This is a genomic window from Kitasatospora sp. GP30 (genome assembly GCF_029892145.1).
In the GTDB taxonomy this organism is placed as follows: Bacteria; Actinomycetota; Actinomycetes; order Streptomycetales; family Streptomycetaceae; genus Kitasatospora; species Kitasatospora acidiphila.
Genome location: NZ_JARZAH010000001.1, coordinates 363,995 through 377,790, shown reverse-complemented (window position 1 = coordinate 377,790; position 13,796 = coordinate 363,995). Strand labels below are relative to the sequence as shown.

Genomic DNA, 13,796 nt, shown 5'->3' with positions numbered 1-13,796 from the left:
GATCAATCAATCGTGTACTCCAGCCAGATCCGGTGCGTCCCGTCCGCCTCCACGGTCAGCCCGCCCGTGCCCGTGATGCCCACCAGCTCCCCCGAGCCGCTACCCGGCACGACGGCGAAGAACTCGTTGCTCCGGTCGGTGCCCGAAGTGCTGGCCGAGTGCACGAAGTTGAACGCGCCCCGGCGCCCGTTCAGCTCCCCCTCGAAGGACTCCATCGCCAGATACGTCCCCGTCCCGGTCGTCTGGTCGAAGGCCGCCGTGAACAGCGTCGCCGACCGCCCGGCGACCTCGCCCTCGAACCGCTTCTTCATTCGCGACACCCCGACGGGCACATTGGTGGCGATGGCCGGCTCGGGCGCGAGGTCGGTCGGCACGAAGGACAGGACACTGAAGGTACCGGTGGCTCTCATGGGAATGACGGTACGGAACGGGACTGACAACAGGTCAGCAGCGCGCCCGCCAGCCACCAGTGCCTGACCGTCTGACCGGATCGTTCCGCACCGGGACACGATCAGGTCTTCAGCAGCGGGGCTCCCGGCGGCCAGGATGGACACATGAACAGCGCACTCATCGTGATCGACGTCCAGGAGTCCTTCCGCCAGCGCCCGAACTGGGCCGCCGTCTCCAACCCCGATATCGTCGGCCAGGTGAACCGCCTGGTGGAGGCCACGAGGGCCAAGGGCGACCTCGTCGTCTGGGTGATGCACGCCGAGCCGGACACCGGCACGGTGTTCGATCCGGCGCTCGGCCACGTCCGCCTGATCGAGGGGCTGGTCCCGGCCGAGCGCGAGCCGATCATCACCAAGACCTCGCACAATGCCTTCACCACCACCAACCTGCAGCAGCTCCTCACCCAGCGCGGCATCAACCACCTCCTGATCAGCGGCATCCGCACCGAGCAGTGCTGCGAGACGACCGCGCGGGTCGCGTCCGACCTCGGCTACCAGGTCACCTTCGTCACCGACGCGACCGCGACCAACCCCATCCCGCACCGGGACGCGCCGGCCGACCGCACGCTGGACGAGATCCTCGCCGACCCGCGCACCCTGGCCACGGACGAGATCATCGCCCGCACCGAGTACGCGCTCGCGGGCCGCTTCGCCACCATCGCCACCGTCGAGGAGCTGACCGGATCGTGACCCATGTCGTCTTCCTGCTCGTCCCGCAGCTGCACCTGCTGGACCTGGCCGGGCCCGCCCAGGTGTTCTCGACGGCGGCCGACCTCGGCCACAGCTACGAGATCGGCTACGTGGCCGAGCAGGAGGACGTCCCATCGGCCCAGGGCGTCACACTGCGGGCCGCCACCAGCTGGCCGGCCCTCACGGCCGACGACCTGGTCGTGGTCCCCGGCTGGCGCTCGCCCTTCCCGGGTGACAGCGGTGCTCTCACCCCGGACACACTGCAGCGGCTGGCAGCCCACCATGCGGCGGGCGGCACGGTCGCCAGCGTCTGCTCCGGTGCCGATGTGCTCGGGCGGGCCGGGCTGCTGGACGGCCGCCACTGCACCACCCACCACGAAGTACAGGACGAGCTCGCCGCGCGCTATCCGCGGGCGAGCGTCGTCCCCGACGTGCTGTACGTGGTGGACGACCGCGTCGTCACCTCCGCCGGCATCGCCAGCGGCATCGACCTCGCGCTGCACCTCGTCGCGGTCCGGCACGGGCCGTCGGCCGCCGCCCGGATCGCCCGCTCCATGGTGGTCTACGCCCGCCGCAACGGCGACGAACGGCAGGCCAGCGCCATGCTCCGCCACCGGGCCCATCTCGTCGACGCGGTCCACCAGGTCCAGGATCTGATCGACACCCGCTACACCAGCAGGCTGAGCCTGTCCGACCTGTCCACCGCCGCCGGAGTCAGCGAACGGACCCTCACCCGCCGCTTCACCGCGGCCACCGGCCTGACCCCGCTGCGCTACCAGCAGGAGCTGCGGCTCGAACGCGCCGAACACCTCATCTCGCACGGCGCGACCAGCGAATCGGCGGCGCATGCGGTCGGATTCCAAGACGCCCGGATGCTGCGCCGCCTCCGCGCACGGGCGTAGCGCTTGCGGCCCTGAGGCTCCGGCCCCCGGCGGCTCGCAGCAGGTCGTCCACCGCACCCCCATCGGCGGCCTGGTCCGCTTGTCGGCCGGGGACCGGGTGGTCGTTCCGATGGACAAGGCGGTGGCGGCCGAGATCCGTGCGAAGGGCGCCGGACGGGCCGTCAGTCTGAAGACCTACCTGGCCCGGTAGTGGCTGCCAGCTCAGTCGGCAGCTTGAGCTCGACCCAGACCGTTTTGCCGATTCCGAACGGGCGGACGTCCGTGCCCCAGGTGGTGGCGAGTGCGGTGAGGAGCTCCAGGCCGCGGCCGGCCTCGTCGTCGGCAGTGGCCTGGCGGGGCTTGGGGAGGCGGCGGTTGGCGTCGGACACCTCGATGCGGAGCAGGCCGGCGGTGGGGGTGAGGGTCCAGGTGGCGGAGATGTCGCGGCCCGGCGGGTACTTGGCGTAGCGGCAGGCGTTGGTGAGGAGTTCGGAGAGGAGCAGCTCCGCCGTGTCGGCGGTGTCCTCGGGGATGCCCCAGGCGTCGGCGTCGGCACGGAAGGCGTGCCGGGCACGGCCGACGCTGCGCGGGGCGCGGGGGGAGGAGGAGATGGTGGTGGTGAAGGGCTGATTGGGCATCAGGGTCCTTGGGGCACGCGTGGGAGGACCGGAGTGTCACTCATTCAGACGCAATCCGGCTATTGCAGCTCCTACGGTGAAGGACCGGCCATAGCCTTCGGGAGTGGCAAGCTGGGGCCAGATCGTGCGTGTACCTGTGGCGTACCCGCCGAGTCTTCTGGGGGTGCTGTGATGGGTGCGAACGCTGAGCGTCCGATGGCATGGCGGTACTGCGGGAACCAGGTGAAGCTGTGGCGCGAGCGCAGCGGGGTCAGCAGGGAGCAGTTGGCTGAAGAGTCGAACTACGACCTGGAGACCGTGAAGTCCATGGAGCTGGGTCGACGGCGGCCGACCTATACGTTGCTGAACGCGGGCGAAACCCTGTGCGATGCGCGGGGGATGCTGCTGGCGGCTACGGGGTTCCTGAAGCCGGAGAAGTTTCCGAGTAACGTCAAGGAGTACATGGCAGTCGAGGATGAGGCGACTGCCCTTCACTCGTATGCAGCGCTGCTGATCCCTGGCCTGCTGCAAACGCCGGCCTATGCAAAAGCGCTGATGTCGGATCACTGCCCACCACTCGGCGATGACACGGTGGATGAGCGCGTGGCGGCTCGAATCGACCGCCAAGAGAAGCTGACCCGCAACCCGCCCGCACTCTTCGGGTTCGTCATCTACGAGGCCGCGCTTCACACCTTGGTCGGCGGGCGTGCGGTGATGAAGCATCAGTTCCACCATCTATTGGAGGTCAGCAGGCTGCGGAACGTCAGCATCCAGGTGCTGCCGGTCGATCGCGGTGCCACTTCGGCACTGACCGGCCCGTTTGTCCTACTCGAAACCCCCGAGCACCACAATTACGCATTTGTAGAGGGGCAGGAGAGCGGGATGCTGTATGCCGACGCCGACAGGCTGAGCGTCCTCACCCAGCGCCATGGGATGATCCGGATGCAGGCCCTCGGAGTTGAGGAGTCCGCTCGGTTCATCGGCAGGTTGGCGGAGGCACTGTGAGCACCGAACTGACATGGTTCAAGTCAAGCTACAGCGCCAGCAACGGAGGCGAATGCGTCGAAGTTGCCCTCGACTGGCGCCCGTCCAGCCACTGCAACGACAACGAGTTCGCCTGCGTCGAAATCGCCGCCCACCCCGCCAGCGTCCACGTCCGCGACTCCAAGGACAAGACCGGCCCGCAACTCGCCTTCTCCCCCACCGCCTGGGCCGCGTTCGCCGCCTCCGCACCCGAGCTCCGCGCCGCAGCGGCGTAGCGCACCCGGCCATCTGGCGCTGTGACCGGTCCGTTTCGCCAGGTCACCGCAGCGATCAGCCCCACCCGCCTACTGGTAGCGGACTGCCGGAAGGTGCACAATGCCCGCTGTGATCCGAGAGATAGACCGCCCCAGCTGGTGGCGTTTGCTCCGCAACCTCATGTTCTTCGTGGTGAACGGCAGCCTCGCCATCCTCGCGTGCACGATGGTGACGCATCAGCCGGTCAGCGTCCTACCGTGGGGCGGGCTGCTGTTCGGAGCGCTGGTGTTCGCGACGCTCAGCACGCTGTTCCCCAGGCGCCGCCGGCGTTGACCCCGCATCTGCCCGGCTCGGCCGGTCAGGGCTTCTGGTGAATGACGTTGCCGCTTGAAATCTTGATCCACAGGTATTTGCCCGGCACTTCGCCGTTGCGGAGCCCGCGGACGGGTAGGCTGGCACGCGGAGCGGTCGGGCGAGGGGGAACGCGCGTGTCCAGTGGGCACATGTTCAGTGTCTACGGACGAATGACCGCACTGCCTGGTCGGCGTGACGATCTGATCGCCTTGCTCCTTGATGGATTCCGCGTCGGCGGCGAGGACAGTGGCCTGCTTGCCTACAGCATCAACACAGCCTTTGACGAGCCGGACACGGTTTGGCTGACACAGCTGTGGATCGACAAGGAAGCACACGACACGGTCACCCGTTCCGAGCCGGTCGCCGCGGTGACTCGCCGGGTGCTTCCGCTCCTGGCCCAGCAGCCTGAGGGCTCTTACGGCCACGCCGTCCATGTGCACGGCCGAGGCAATCCATGACCTGCCGAGCACTGTGCCGCTGCAAGGTCGAACCCCACTTCGACGGCACGCACCTGACCGTGCGACACGCCACCTGACACCACCCGGCCAGCGACGGCGAGTTCACCGAGCACTCAGACCGCGCGGCCCTGGGTCCGGGGCGCGGGAGCGTCTGCCTCCCTCGTAGACCATCTGACAGGTGGTTAGAATGCTTACCGTGAGTCGCGCAGGGGGCGCGCTCTGTGCGATCAGGGGGGTGTCCATGCCGATCCACCGACTGCTGCGCGCGACCGTCCCGTTGGGGCTGGCGACCGCGCTGCTCACCGCCTGCGGCCCAGGCGATACCCACGCCGACGCTCCCTCGCCCAGCGCCTCCAAGCCCACGCCCGGCAGCAGCCCTTCGGGCCCCAAGGGCACCTTCGCCGACCCGCTCACCTGGAAGGCGAAGGCCACCACGACCGTCCATCAGGAACCCAGCAAGGACGGTAGCCAGCTGAGCATCAGCCCGGTCTCGGTGGTCAAGGGCGACCCGGCGGCCGTGGCCAGGCTCGGACTCCCCGTGATGACCAGCGAGATGGCGTACTACGTGACCACCACCTACACCGCGCTGAACCACTCCGTGAACATGGACGACTACGCCCGCAAGCTCTTCCTGGACAGTGACCCGCAGCACACCTACGACCACCTCGCGACCTGGGGCACCGCGTTCGCACCCTGCCAGGAGGCCTCCTACGCCGCCCTGTCCCTGAAGCCGGGCGCCTCCGTCACCACCTGCCAGGTCTACCTGCTCCCACGGGACGCCAAGCCAGCCTTCCTGAGCTTCACAGGTGACCAAGCCGCCACCACCCCAGAGGTGGTCTGGAAGATCGACTGATGTCCCGTCAGCAGAAGTCGGCGGCCAGAACTGCGGGCGGGCCCACTGCTCGAACTTCACAACCTGCTGCTGCGCCATAGCGATCTTCTGGTCGACCACGCTCGCCTGGAGCTGGATATCGGGGTCGTTGTGCTCCGTCCGCATATCCCCTTCCTCCCCGATCTCGCGCACCGCGTTCCTCAGGGTCAGCGGTTCCGGTCGTATGGACCACCGACTGGGACAGCACCCTCCAACGGGTCGACCTGTCGGTGGGACTGTCGGAGCTGCTGCGCCCGTTCGAGTCGAGGCGTCAGTAGCCGGCCGGACTAGAGATCACGGGCGGACGACATCATCCGCCTTCGCGATCTTGCCGAAGCTCTCCCGAAACCGGAGGAGTAGCCTCACCTTCTGACGGCCCGGCGGGTGGGCCGTCAGAACCTGGGGGAACCGTCATGCCTGCTGCTCCGCAGCTGCCAACTGCCGCCTGGCCGACGGGGAGTGGCGCGTGATCGCCGACGCCGTACCCGTCCGTACCCGCCGCGACCCGGTCAGCGGGCTCTGGACGCTGACCGCGCCCGCCTGGAGCCTCCGCTCGCCGGTGGTCACCGGGGACGCGGTGCTGCTGCTGGTCGACGGGCAGCCGACCGCGCTGGACGCCGCCACCGGGCAGGTGCGGTGGCGGGCCGTGGACCGCATACCCCTGGGCGAGCGCGTCCGCCCGGTGCTGCGCCCCGCCGGGAGCCGACTGGTGATCGCCGGCGACGAGCCCGACCGATACCAGGGCGGCCCGGTCAGCCTCACCGCGCTGGACCTGACCGACGGCAGCCGGGCCTGGGTACGGGACGCCGAACTCCTCTCCGGGTTCCTGGTGGACGGGCCGACGAACACCGTGCTGCTCTGGCAGAGCCGCGACTCCGCTCCCCAGCACCTCACCGCGCTCAACCTCGACGACGGCAGCGTGCGGTGGCGCCACGAGTTCTCGAAGCTCGGGGCTCCGGTGCTGGTGGGCGAGCGGGTGATCGTCTCCGTGCCGGTGGTCGACGAGGGCGGGCTGTTCGCCTTCCAGGTGCACACCGGCGTCGAGCTGTGGCGCGACGGGGCGAACACCTTCCACCGCGAACTGCGGTGCACCGGGCGGGAAGTGCTGGCCAGGATCGCCTACGACGAATGGGTGGTGTTCGCCCCGGGCACCGGCGAGCGGCTGCACACGAGACAGCACCGACTCGGCTGGTCCACGGTCAACGCGCATGGTGACGGTACGGCCCTCTGGTTCAAGCAGCGGCACCGGCTACTGAAACGGGCACCCGCCCTCGGAACCGCGCGACCGGCGAGGTTCCTGCTTCGCCGTCCGTTCTCCAACGGCGCCACCAGCGACACCGGCCTCATCGAGCTGGACGGGCGGGTCTACGCCGTGGTCCAGTCCCGGCACGACTTCGCCAAGTGGCGCCGCCTGCTGGGCTTCAGCGGGCAGCGCGTGCACACCGCCCGCGCCGACCGCGCCTTCGCGCTGCTGCGTCCGCTGCGCGGTCGGCCGGTGAAGCGCGGCGCCTTCGTCGACATGCTCGCGGGACCCGACAGGCTCTACCTGGCGGTCGTCTACCACAAGCACGACGAGCTGCTCGCCTACCGGGACGGCCGGGTGCTCTGGTCAAAGACCTTTCCCTATCGCGATGTTGTCCCGTCCGGCGAACACCTGCTGGTGCTGACCCGGGTCGACGATCAGGACCAGCTGCTCCTGATCGACGGCGAGAACGGGGACACCTGCCGGGCGTGAATGCCGCCACCCGGTCTGTCCACAGGGCTGTGGACAGTGCTCGAATGCTCGCCGTTCGCCACCCGAGCGTTGAGCTTCGGGCGCCGAGCGCTCCCTACTGACGAACGGCGGGTGGCTCTCCCCCACCCACCCACCCCTTTGCGCCAAACTCCGCCCTGAGCAGTGAATATGACTTATCGTCAGCAATTGGCTACGGGGTGCTTCGGCGTGTACGGTTCGCGGCAGAAGCGACAAAAAGACGACCCCCGTCGGCGCTCACAACGCCTGACGAGGGTCTGACCGACATGATCGTCTAGCTGAACAGGCTCCGATCTGTGGCTACCACGTACCCTAGCGCCGCGCCCGGCTTCGGGAAGCGCACCGCGCCGTCCCAATCCCCCAGAAGTGCAAGCGACTTCGCGCACCTGCCCGAGCGCGAGGCCTATCTCGCACAGTTCATCGACCGGCTGCCCGAGGGCGCGGCGATCGACATCAAGACGCTGGCCCGCGAGCAACCCCGTTACGGGCAGCAGGCGGTGCGCAAGGCGCTGACGGCGCTGTGCGAGGCCGGGCACCTGTGGCGTGAGCTTGAGAAGGTCGGCGATGGGGTTACCCGGTGGGTGCGGCGCACCTTCTTCTCCCGCACTCCGCGCACCGAATCCTGGTGGAAGAGCCTGGTGAACAGTCGCCGCACCGGCGGCACCACGCCCCCCGAGCCCGGGCCGCCGCCACGCTCGGAGGCCTACCGCGCACTGGCCGAACTGGGCAACGCCAACGCCAAGCTGATGCTCTCCGCCAAGGACTGCGAGGCGCTGGAACCACTCGCCGCCGAGTGGTTCGCCCGGCGCGTTTCGCTGGAGCAGTTCCTGCACGTGCTGACCAACGACCTGCCGCACAGCGTCTCCGCACCGGGCCCGTTCGTCCGGAAGCGCCTGGTCGACAAGATCCCGCCCGAGCCTCCGGCAGCCCCGGCCACCATCCCGAGGTGCGCGGGCTGCCGCGCGCCGGTGCCTCACTCCAGTGCGCTCTGCCCGCGCTGCCTCAGCACCCCGAAAGCGGTCGCCGAGCCGCCCGGAGTCCGCGCCCGCCTGATCGCCGAGGTCCGAGCAGTGGCCCGCACCGCTCGAGAACGCACCGCTCGAGAACGCGGCGGGCGAGAACGAACCGGGCGGCAGCGCGGCGGGGGACCCTGAGAGGCGCGAGGCGGGTTCTCACCGCACCCAGTTCTTCATCCGCTCGGTGTCCAGCACCATGCCCACCGGGGCTGGGAGCTCGACCTCGTCGCCGAACGGGCGGCGGACCAGGGAACGGTAGGTGCCGTCCACCGGGTCGCTGTACACCAGCGCCTCGCAACTGTCCCGGTCGATCAGCAGGTAGACCGGGATGTCGGTCTCGGCGTAGGCACGCACCTTGTCCCGCCGGTCTCGGGCATCCGTGTCGGAGTCGTAGGAGGTGACCTCGACGGCCATCAGCACCGGGGCGGGGTCGGCCCACTCGCCCTGGCCGGCGAAGCTCTCGTCAGGGGCGAGCACGCAGTCGGGCCGGGCACGGCCGGTCCGGTACAGCTCCACGCGCAGGCCGGGTCTCGGATACGGCCAGAGCCCCGGGAGCCGCTGGATGCACTGCTTGGCGACGCAGCGCATGATCTCGCTGTGATCGCCATCCACGGGCCTTCTGACGGTCAACTGCCCATCGAGGAACTCCAGATCCACCTCCTCGCGCAGCGCGGCGGCGGCGATGGCCTCGAATGCCTCGGTTGACATCTGTGGTCGGTGCTCAGCGGCCATGGTGTCTCCTCCCGACCGGGCGTCATCCGCACCGTACGGCCGCCCGCCAACGGCCACAGCCGGATCCACTGGCCGCCCCCCGAACGGGCGACGGCGCCCACCCTTCACCGATGCGGGGCAGGGTCGAAAGGCATCGCGGGCCGACCTCACGTACTTCAACTGACAACGACTCAGCCGAAGAGCCGCGCGAACTCCTGGTGGAACTGCGGGAAGGTCTTGCTGACGCAGGCCGGGTCGTCCAGCGTGATGCCCGGGGTGCGCAGGCCGAGCACCGAGAAGGACATGGCGATCCGGTGGTCGCGGTGGCAGGCGATCTCGGCGGGGCGCAGCGGGCCGGGGGTGATGGTGATCCAGTCGGGGCCGTCGGCCACCTCGGCGCCGAGTGCGCGCAGGTTGGTGGCCATTGCGGCGATCCGGTCGGACTCCTTGAGGCGGGCGTGGCCGATGCCGCGGATGGTGATCGGGGCGTCGGCGAGCGGGGCGATCGCGGCCAGGGTCATGAAGGTATCGGAGATGTCCCCCATGTCGACTTCAAATCCTCCACGCAATGTCCCCATTCCGGTTCCGGTCACCGTGGTGGCGTCCGGGCCGATCGCCACCTGGGCGCCGGTGAGCCGGAGCACCTCGGCGAACCGCAGGTCGCCTTGCAGGCTGCCGGATCCGAGGCCGGGAACGGTGACCGAGCGGTTGGTCACCGCCGCCGCGGCGAAGACGTAGGAGGCCGTCGAGGCGTCGGGCTCGATCCGCAGGTCGCGGGCCCGGTAGCCACCGGTGCCCACCCGGATCCGGCCGTCCGGCCCGACCGCCGGGTCGCCGCCGAAGTGGCGCATCAGGGCCAGTGTGATGTCGAGGTAGGGCCGGGAGACCAGCCCGGGTGCCCGGACCGTCAGTGGACGGCCCATCAGCGGCGCGGAGAGCAGGATCCCGGTCAGGTACTGGCTGCTGGTGCTGGAGTCCACCACCAGCTCGCCGCCGCGCAGCCCGGCGGTGCGCACCCGCAGCGGCAGCCCGCTCCCCTCGGCCGCGCCCTCCCCCGGCAGCACCTGGGCGCCCAGCGCCTCGATCGCCTCGATCAGCGGGCGCAGCGGCCGGGCCCGCAGCTGCTCCGAGGCGTCGAACGCGAACTCCCCCGCCCCCGTGGCCGCGAAGACCGGCAGGAACCGGGCCGCCGTCCCCGCGTCCGCGCACCACACGCTCGCCCGCCCGCGCGGCCCGCGCCCGATCCCGTGGACCAGCCAGTCCACCCCGTCCGCGCCGGCCTGCTCGGTGATCTCCACCCCCAACGCGGCCAGCCCGTCCCGGAACGCCACCGTGTCATCGCTGACCAGCGGCGCCTTCAGCAGGCTCGGCCCGTCGGCTGCCGCGGCCAGCAGCAGCGCCCGGTTGGTGATGCTCTTCGACCCGGGTATCCGGGCGAGCGCGGGTTCGGTAGAGGTACTCATGGCAGGCTCCTTGCCGTCATCGGGCTCCTCGAACAGGTGACCGGGCCCGCCACGCTAACGGGTGTTCACATCACACCGAGCGGAATATCCGGATCGTGGACCCGCACGCCTGAGGGCTCGTCACCGTACAACCGGATGACGGCGCCACAACCGAATGACGGCGCCCACCCCATCGCCGGGGTGGGCGCCGTCAGAAGTGAGCCGCGGGTGTCAGTGACCCAGTGCGACCTGGACCAGCTTGACGACGACCAGGATCATCGCGATCAGCAGGTAGCCGCGCAGGGCGCCCATGCCGATCTTGCGGGTGCGGGACATGACCGGCATGGCCAGGGTCTCCAGCGGGGGCATCCGCCAGTTCTCGCGGCCGGTGCGGTCGATGGGGTCCTCCTTGGTGGCGGTGCGCCGGCGGGTGAAGGAGTAGCCCGCGACCAGCACGCCCACCACGCCGCAGCCGGCCATGATGTCGAGGATCGCGCCGGAGGAGATGTTCGGGAACAGCACCGAGGCGGTCAGGATGATCGACAGGGTGACCAGGACGCCGACCACCGCCGAGGTGAAGGCGTTGGTCTTCGGGCCGTTGACCCAGGGGCCGAGGGCCTCCTTGTCGTTGCAGAGCAGCAGCAGGAAGACCGAGGCGGACGGCAGCAGCACACCGGCGAGCACCTGGACGCCCTGGGTGAGCAGGCCCAGCGTGTGGTCGCTGGACACCAGCACGATCGCGGCGGCCGCGAGGACCAGGCCGGCGTAGACCGCGTAGAAGCCCTTGGCGCCGCCGACGCCGCGGTGCAGCGAGTGCTTGATGCCGAAGACGTCACCGATCGCGTAGGCGGTGGAGAGCGAGACCGCGAAGGCGCCGATGATCGAGGCGTCCAGCAGGGCGATCGCGAACAGCACGCCGACCAGCTTGCCCGCGTGGGCCTCCAGGCCCTTGGCCACGCCCGCCGCGTCGCTGAACTGGCCGAATCCATCGGTGCCCGCGAAGGCGGCGGCGGTCAGGCCCATCATGGCGGCGGCACCGACCACGACGATCACGATGCCGATCCACAGGTCGATCTTCTCGTACTTCATGAAGCGCGGGGTGATGCGCTTGTCGATGACGTAGCTCTGCTGGAAGAACAGCTGCCACGGGGCGACGGTGGTGCCGACGATGGAGATGATCAGCAGCATCACGGTGGCCAACTGGCCGCTGCCGCCCGGCATGTTGGGCACCACGAAGTCGTGCGCCATCTGCGAGGTCTTCGGGTGCACCATGAAGTAGATCGGCACCAGCAGCAGCGAGCCGACGCAGAGCGAGATGGCCACCCGCTCGAACCGGCGGAACGAGCCGGTGAACGCCGAGGCGATGATGATCGCCGCCGCCAGGATCACCGACAGGACCTTCGGCAGCCCGAGGTAGCCGGCCGCCAGGGTGACGCCGATGAACTCGGTGACCAGGGTCAGCGCGTTCAGCAGGAAGAGGTCGATGACGCTGAACGCGCCCCAGAACTTGCCGAACCGCTCCAGGATCAGCCGCGCGTGGCCGACACCGGTGACCGCGCCCAGGCGCAGCACCATCTCCTGGTTGACGTAGAGGACGGGGACCAGCAGCAGCAGCGTCCACAGCAGGTGGGTGCCGTAGTTCTGGCCGGCCTGGCCGTAGGTGGAGAAGGCGCCGGCGTCGTTGTCGCCGACCATCACGATCAGGCCGGGGCCGACGATGGCCAGCAAGGTCTTCAGCTTGGCGGACAGGCCCTGGCGCGGGGCGGTGTCGTCCAGCTTGATGGTGCCGAACGCGCCCTGGATGTCGCCGATGTGGGCGTCGTCCAGCACGGCCGCAGTGTGCGCCGCGACGGGCGCCATGGTGTCGCGCGAGGTGGTGATGGTGTCGGTCATGACGAACCTCCCTCAGCCCCCCGGATCAGGGGGAGTTCGGGGGCACGCAGCAGCTATCCGCCCTGCGAGGGCACTATCCGGGCAGCAGGCAGCACAGGGCTGACGCCACATCAGATGAACGCGCAGAGAAGGTGGTTACCGCGTGCCGATGGAGTACGAGGACAGGCGGGAATAGGGGCAACTGTGGCCCGGACTACTGCAGTCCATGTCTCTCGCCTCCTCCCGGCCGGTGCGCGCGGACCATCCGTCGCGCAGAACGACACGGCAAGGAGCGGACCAACCCGCCCGAGGCAGGCCGGCACACCCCAACTCGTCAGAGCTTTGGCACTTCACGGCGTGATCCGGCGCATTCGCCAGAAGCCACTTGGGATCAACCCTTAGGTCGGGAAGATCTGTCCTGATCCGGAGCGTCTCTCGACGGTTGGGATCAGTGGCCTGTGTCCGTGAAGACGCCTCACCGAACGAGGTGCCTTCGAATTCCAGTCTGCGACCCGTCGCAAACCTCTACAAGCTTAGCCCCCGGCCGAACAGACGCTTGCCATATTTACCAAACTTTGACGTGTGACGCGGAACGCTCTTCGGGTGGGGGCGTCCCGCCGGGAGCCCGCCGCCGCTGCCATGCTGGCGCGCATGATGATCCTCGACGGGCAGCCGGTGACCGCCGACCGGCTGGCTCCGCTGGCCCTGACGCCCTACGGGCACTTCACCACGATGCGCACCGACGACGGCCGCACGGTGCGAGGGCTCGGGCTGCACCTGGCGCGGCTCACGGCGGACTGCCGGGCCCTGTTCGGGGTCGAGCTGGACACCGGCCTGGTGCGCGGCTACCTGCGCCAGGCGCTGGCCGCCGAGGCGGCGCCGATGATCGCCAGGGTGACCGTCTACGACCCCGGGTTCGACCTCGGGCGGCCGGCCGACGCCCGCGATCCGCGGATCCTGGTCAGCACCCGAGCAGCCGGCGACCCGGGCGGACTGGCGCCGCTGCGGGTCTGCTCGGCCGTGCACCGGCGGGCGGACCCGGCGATCAAGCACGTCGGCCTCTACGACTCGCTGCGGCTGCGCCGGGACGCCCAGCTGCACGGGTGGGACGACGTGCTCTTCACCGACCCGGACGGGCTGGTCGGCGAGGGCGCCACCTGGAACCTCGGGCTGGTGCGCGGCGAGCGGCTGGTCTGGCCGCGCGCCGAGGTGCTGGCGGGCGTCACCATGCGGCTGCTCACCGCGCTCCACCCCGACCACCGCACCGAGCCGGTGCGCCACGACGAACTGGGCGGGTACGACGCCGCGTTCGCCTGCAACACCGCGATCGGGGTGCGCCCGATCACCGCCGTCGACGGCCACCGGTTCCCGCCCGCGCACCCGGTGCTCGACCGGCTGCGCGGGGCCTACTGGCGGCCGGCGGGCGAAGAGGTCTGACGGGGC

The 13,796-nt window shown here is 69.8% G+C and carries 15 protein-coding genes and 1 riboswitch; of the genes, 10 read left to right on the top strand and 5 right to left on the bottom strand.

The features are described 5' to 3' along the window. Positions 1 to 2 precede the first annotated feature (2 nt). A complete protein-coding gene (locus P3T35_RS01755; RefSeq protein WP_101385100.1) occupies positions 3 to 410 on the bottom strand; it encodes a DUF3224 domain-containing protein in 408 nt (135 codons plus the stop codon). A gap of 144 nt (positions 411 to 554) precedes the next feature. Here P3T35_RS01755 and P3T35_RS01750 point away from each other — a divergent pair, with 144 nt between their 5' ends. Next, positions 555 to 1,139: an isochorismatase family protein gene (locus tag P3T35_RS01750; protein WP_180356502.1), complete on the top strand. Its 585-nt coding sequence runs from the start codon at positions 555 to 557 to the stop codon at positions 1,137 to 1,139. Further along, a complete protein-coding gene (locus P3T35_RS01745) occupies positions 1,136 to 2,041 on the top strand; it encodes an AraC family transcriptional regulator (RefSeq protein ID WP_101381043.1) in 906 nt (301 codons plus the stop codon). The genes P3T35_RS01750 and P3T35_RS01745 overlap by 4 nt, the downstream gene beginning before the upstream one ends. Positions 2,042 to 2,202: 161 nt before the next feature. Here the strand turns inward: P3T35_RS01745 and P3T35_RS01740 are convergent, their stop codons facing one another. Next, entirely contained in the window at positions 2,203 to 2,658 is a 456-nt protein-coding gene (locus P3T35_RS01740) for an ATP-binding protein (RefSeq protein ID WP_101381042.1), read from the bottom strand. A 171-nt stretch (positions 2,659 to 2,829) separates the two neighbouring features. On the opposite strand from P3T35_RS01740, the gene P3T35_RS01735 reads away from it, so the two are divergent. From P3T35_RS01735 to P3T35_RS01705, 7 genes are all read left to right on the top strand, one after another. Next, the gene (locus P3T35_RS01735; RefSeq protein ID WP_101385098.1) at positions 2,830 to 3,642 is read left to right on the top strand and encodes a helix-turn-helix transcriptional regulator; all 813 of its coding nucleotides are present in this window, start codon (positions 2,830 to 2,832) and stop codon (positions 3,640 to 3,642) included. After that, positions 3,639 to 3,896, top strand: coding sequence for a DUF397 domain-containing protein (locus P3T35_RS01730; protein WP_101381041.1), 258 nt, complete (start codon positions 3,639 to 3,641; stop codon positions 3,894 to 3,896). The genes P3T35_RS01735 and P3T35_RS01730 overlap by 4 nt, the downstream gene beginning before the upstream one ends. Positions 3,897 to 4,005: 109 nt before the next feature. Then, on the top strand, positions 4,006 to 4,209 hold the full coding sequence (locus tag P3T35_RS01725) for a hypothetical protein (protein WP_180356501.1): 204 nt from the start codon (positions 4,006 to 4,008) through the stop codon (positions 4,207 to 4,209). Between the two features lie 170 nt (positions 4,210 to 4,379). Then, positions 4,380 to 4,688: an antibiotic biosynthesis monooxygenase gene (locus P3T35_RS01720; RefSeq protein ID WP_218976697.1), complete on the top strand. Its 309-nt coding sequence runs from the start codon at positions 4,380 to 4,382 to the stop codon at positions 4,686 to 4,688. A 241-nt stretch (positions 4,689 to 4,929) separates the two neighbouring features. Next, the gene (locus P3T35_RS01715) at positions 4,930 to 5,541 is read left to right on the top strand and encodes a hypothetical protein (RefSeq protein ID WP_101381038.1); all 612 of its coding nucleotides are present in this window, start codon (positions 4,930 to 4,932) and stop codon (positions 5,539 to 5,541) included. 484 nt (positions 5,542 to 6,025) lie between these two features. Beyond that, positions 6,026 to 7,294 (top strand): PQQ-binding-like beta-propeller repeat protein, encoded by a 1,269-nt coding sequence (locus tag P3T35_RS01710; RefSeq protein WP_143676841.1) that lies wholly within the window; start codon positions 6,026 to 6,028, stop codon positions 7,292 to 7,294. Positions 7,295 to 7,608: 314 nt separating this feature from the next. After that, the gene (locus P3T35_RS01705; protein ID WP_280703970.1) at positions 7,609 to 8,466 is read left to right on the top strand and encodes a hypothetical protein; all 858 of its coding nucleotides are present in this window, start codon (positions 7,609 to 7,611) and stop codon (positions 8,464 to 8,466) included. Positions 8,467 to 8,484: 18 nt separating this feature from the next. On the opposite strand, the gene P3T35_RS01700 is transcribed toward P3T35_RS01705, so the two are convergent. From P3T35_RS01700 to P3T35_RS01690, 3 genes are all read right to left on the bottom strand, one after another. After that, positions 8,485 to 9,036, bottom strand: a complete 552-nt coding sequence (locus P3T35_RS01700) for a Uma2 family endonuclease (RefSeq protein WP_101381035.1) — start codon at positions 9,034 to 9,036, stop codon at positions 8,485 to 8,487. A 194-nt stretch (positions 9,037 to 9,230) separates the two neighbouring features. After that, positions 9,231 to 10,502: a 3-phosphoshikimate 1-carboxyvinyltransferase gene (aroA, locus tag P3T35_RS01695; RefSeq protein WP_101381034.1), complete on the bottom strand. Its 1,272-nt coding sequence runs from the start codon at positions 10,500 to 10,502 to the stop codon at positions 9,231 to 9,233. Between the two features lie 210 nt (positions 10,503 to 10,712). Continuing rightward, positions 10,713 to 12,374 carry an NRAMP family divalent metal transporter gene (locus P3T35_RS01690; protein ID WP_180356500.1) on the bottom strand — a complete coding sequence of 554 codons (1,662 nt, stop codon included), beginning with the start codon at positions 12,372 to 12,374 and terminating at the stop codon, positions 10,713 to 10,715. Between the two features lie 297 nt (positions 12,375 to 12,671). Further along, positions 12,672 to 12,847, bottom strand: a riboswitch (M-box (ykoK) riboswitch). A 157-nt stretch (positions 12,848 to 13,004) separates the two neighbouring features. Between P3T35_RS01690 and P3T35_RS01685 the strand changes: the two genes are divergently transcribed. Next, complete coding sequence (locus P3T35_RS01685) at positions 13,005 to 13,790, top strand: aminotransferase class IV family protein (protein WP_101385096.1); 786 nt, start codon at positions 13,005 to 13,007, stop codon at positions 13,788 to 13,790. Positions 13,791 to 13,796: the final 6 nt, after the last annotated feature.

Bases quoted from the DNA above. Each gene is read 5' to 3' on its own strand.
- P3T35_RS01700 (WP_101381035.1), bottom strand. From the start codon at position 9,036: ATGTCAACCGAGGCATTCGAGGCCATCGCCGCCGCCGCGCTGCGCGAG.
- P3T35_RS01715 (WP_101381038.1), top strand. From the start codon at position 4,930: ATGCCGATCCACCGACTGCTGCGCGCGACCGTCCCGTTGGGGCTGGCG.
- P3T35_RS01755 (WP_101385100.1), bottom strand. From the start codon at position 410: ATGAGAGCCACCGGTACCTTCAGTGTCCTGTCCTTCGTGCCGACCGAC.
- P3T35_RS01720 (WP_218976697.1), top strand. From the start codon at position 4,380: ATGTTCAGTGTCTACGGACGAATGACCGCACTGCCTGGTCGGCGTGAC.
- P3T35_RS01740 (WP_101381042.1), bottom strand. From the start codon at position 2,658: ATGCCCAATCAGCCCTTCACCACCACCATCTCCTCCTCCCCCCGCGCC.
- P3T35_RS01685 (WP_101385096.1), top strand. From the start codon at position 13,005: ATGATGATCCTCGACGGGCAGCCGGTGACCGCCGACCGGCTGGCTCCG.
- P3T35_RS01750 (WP_180356502.1), top strand. From the start codon at position 555: ATGAACAGCGCACTCATCGTGATCGACGTCCAGGAGTCCTTCCGCCAG.
- P3T35_RS01690 (WP_180356500.1), bottom strand. From the start codon at position 12,374: ATGACCGACACCATCACCACCTCGCGCGACACCATGGCGCCCGTCGCG.
- P3T35_RS01735 (WP_101385098.1), top strand. From the start codon at position 2,830: ATGGGTGCGAACGCTGAGCGTCCGATGGCATGGCGGTACTGCGGGAAC.
- aroA (WP_101381034.1), bottom strand. From the start codon at position 10,502: ATGAGTACCTCTACCGAACCCGCGCTCGCCCGGATACCCGGGTCGAAG.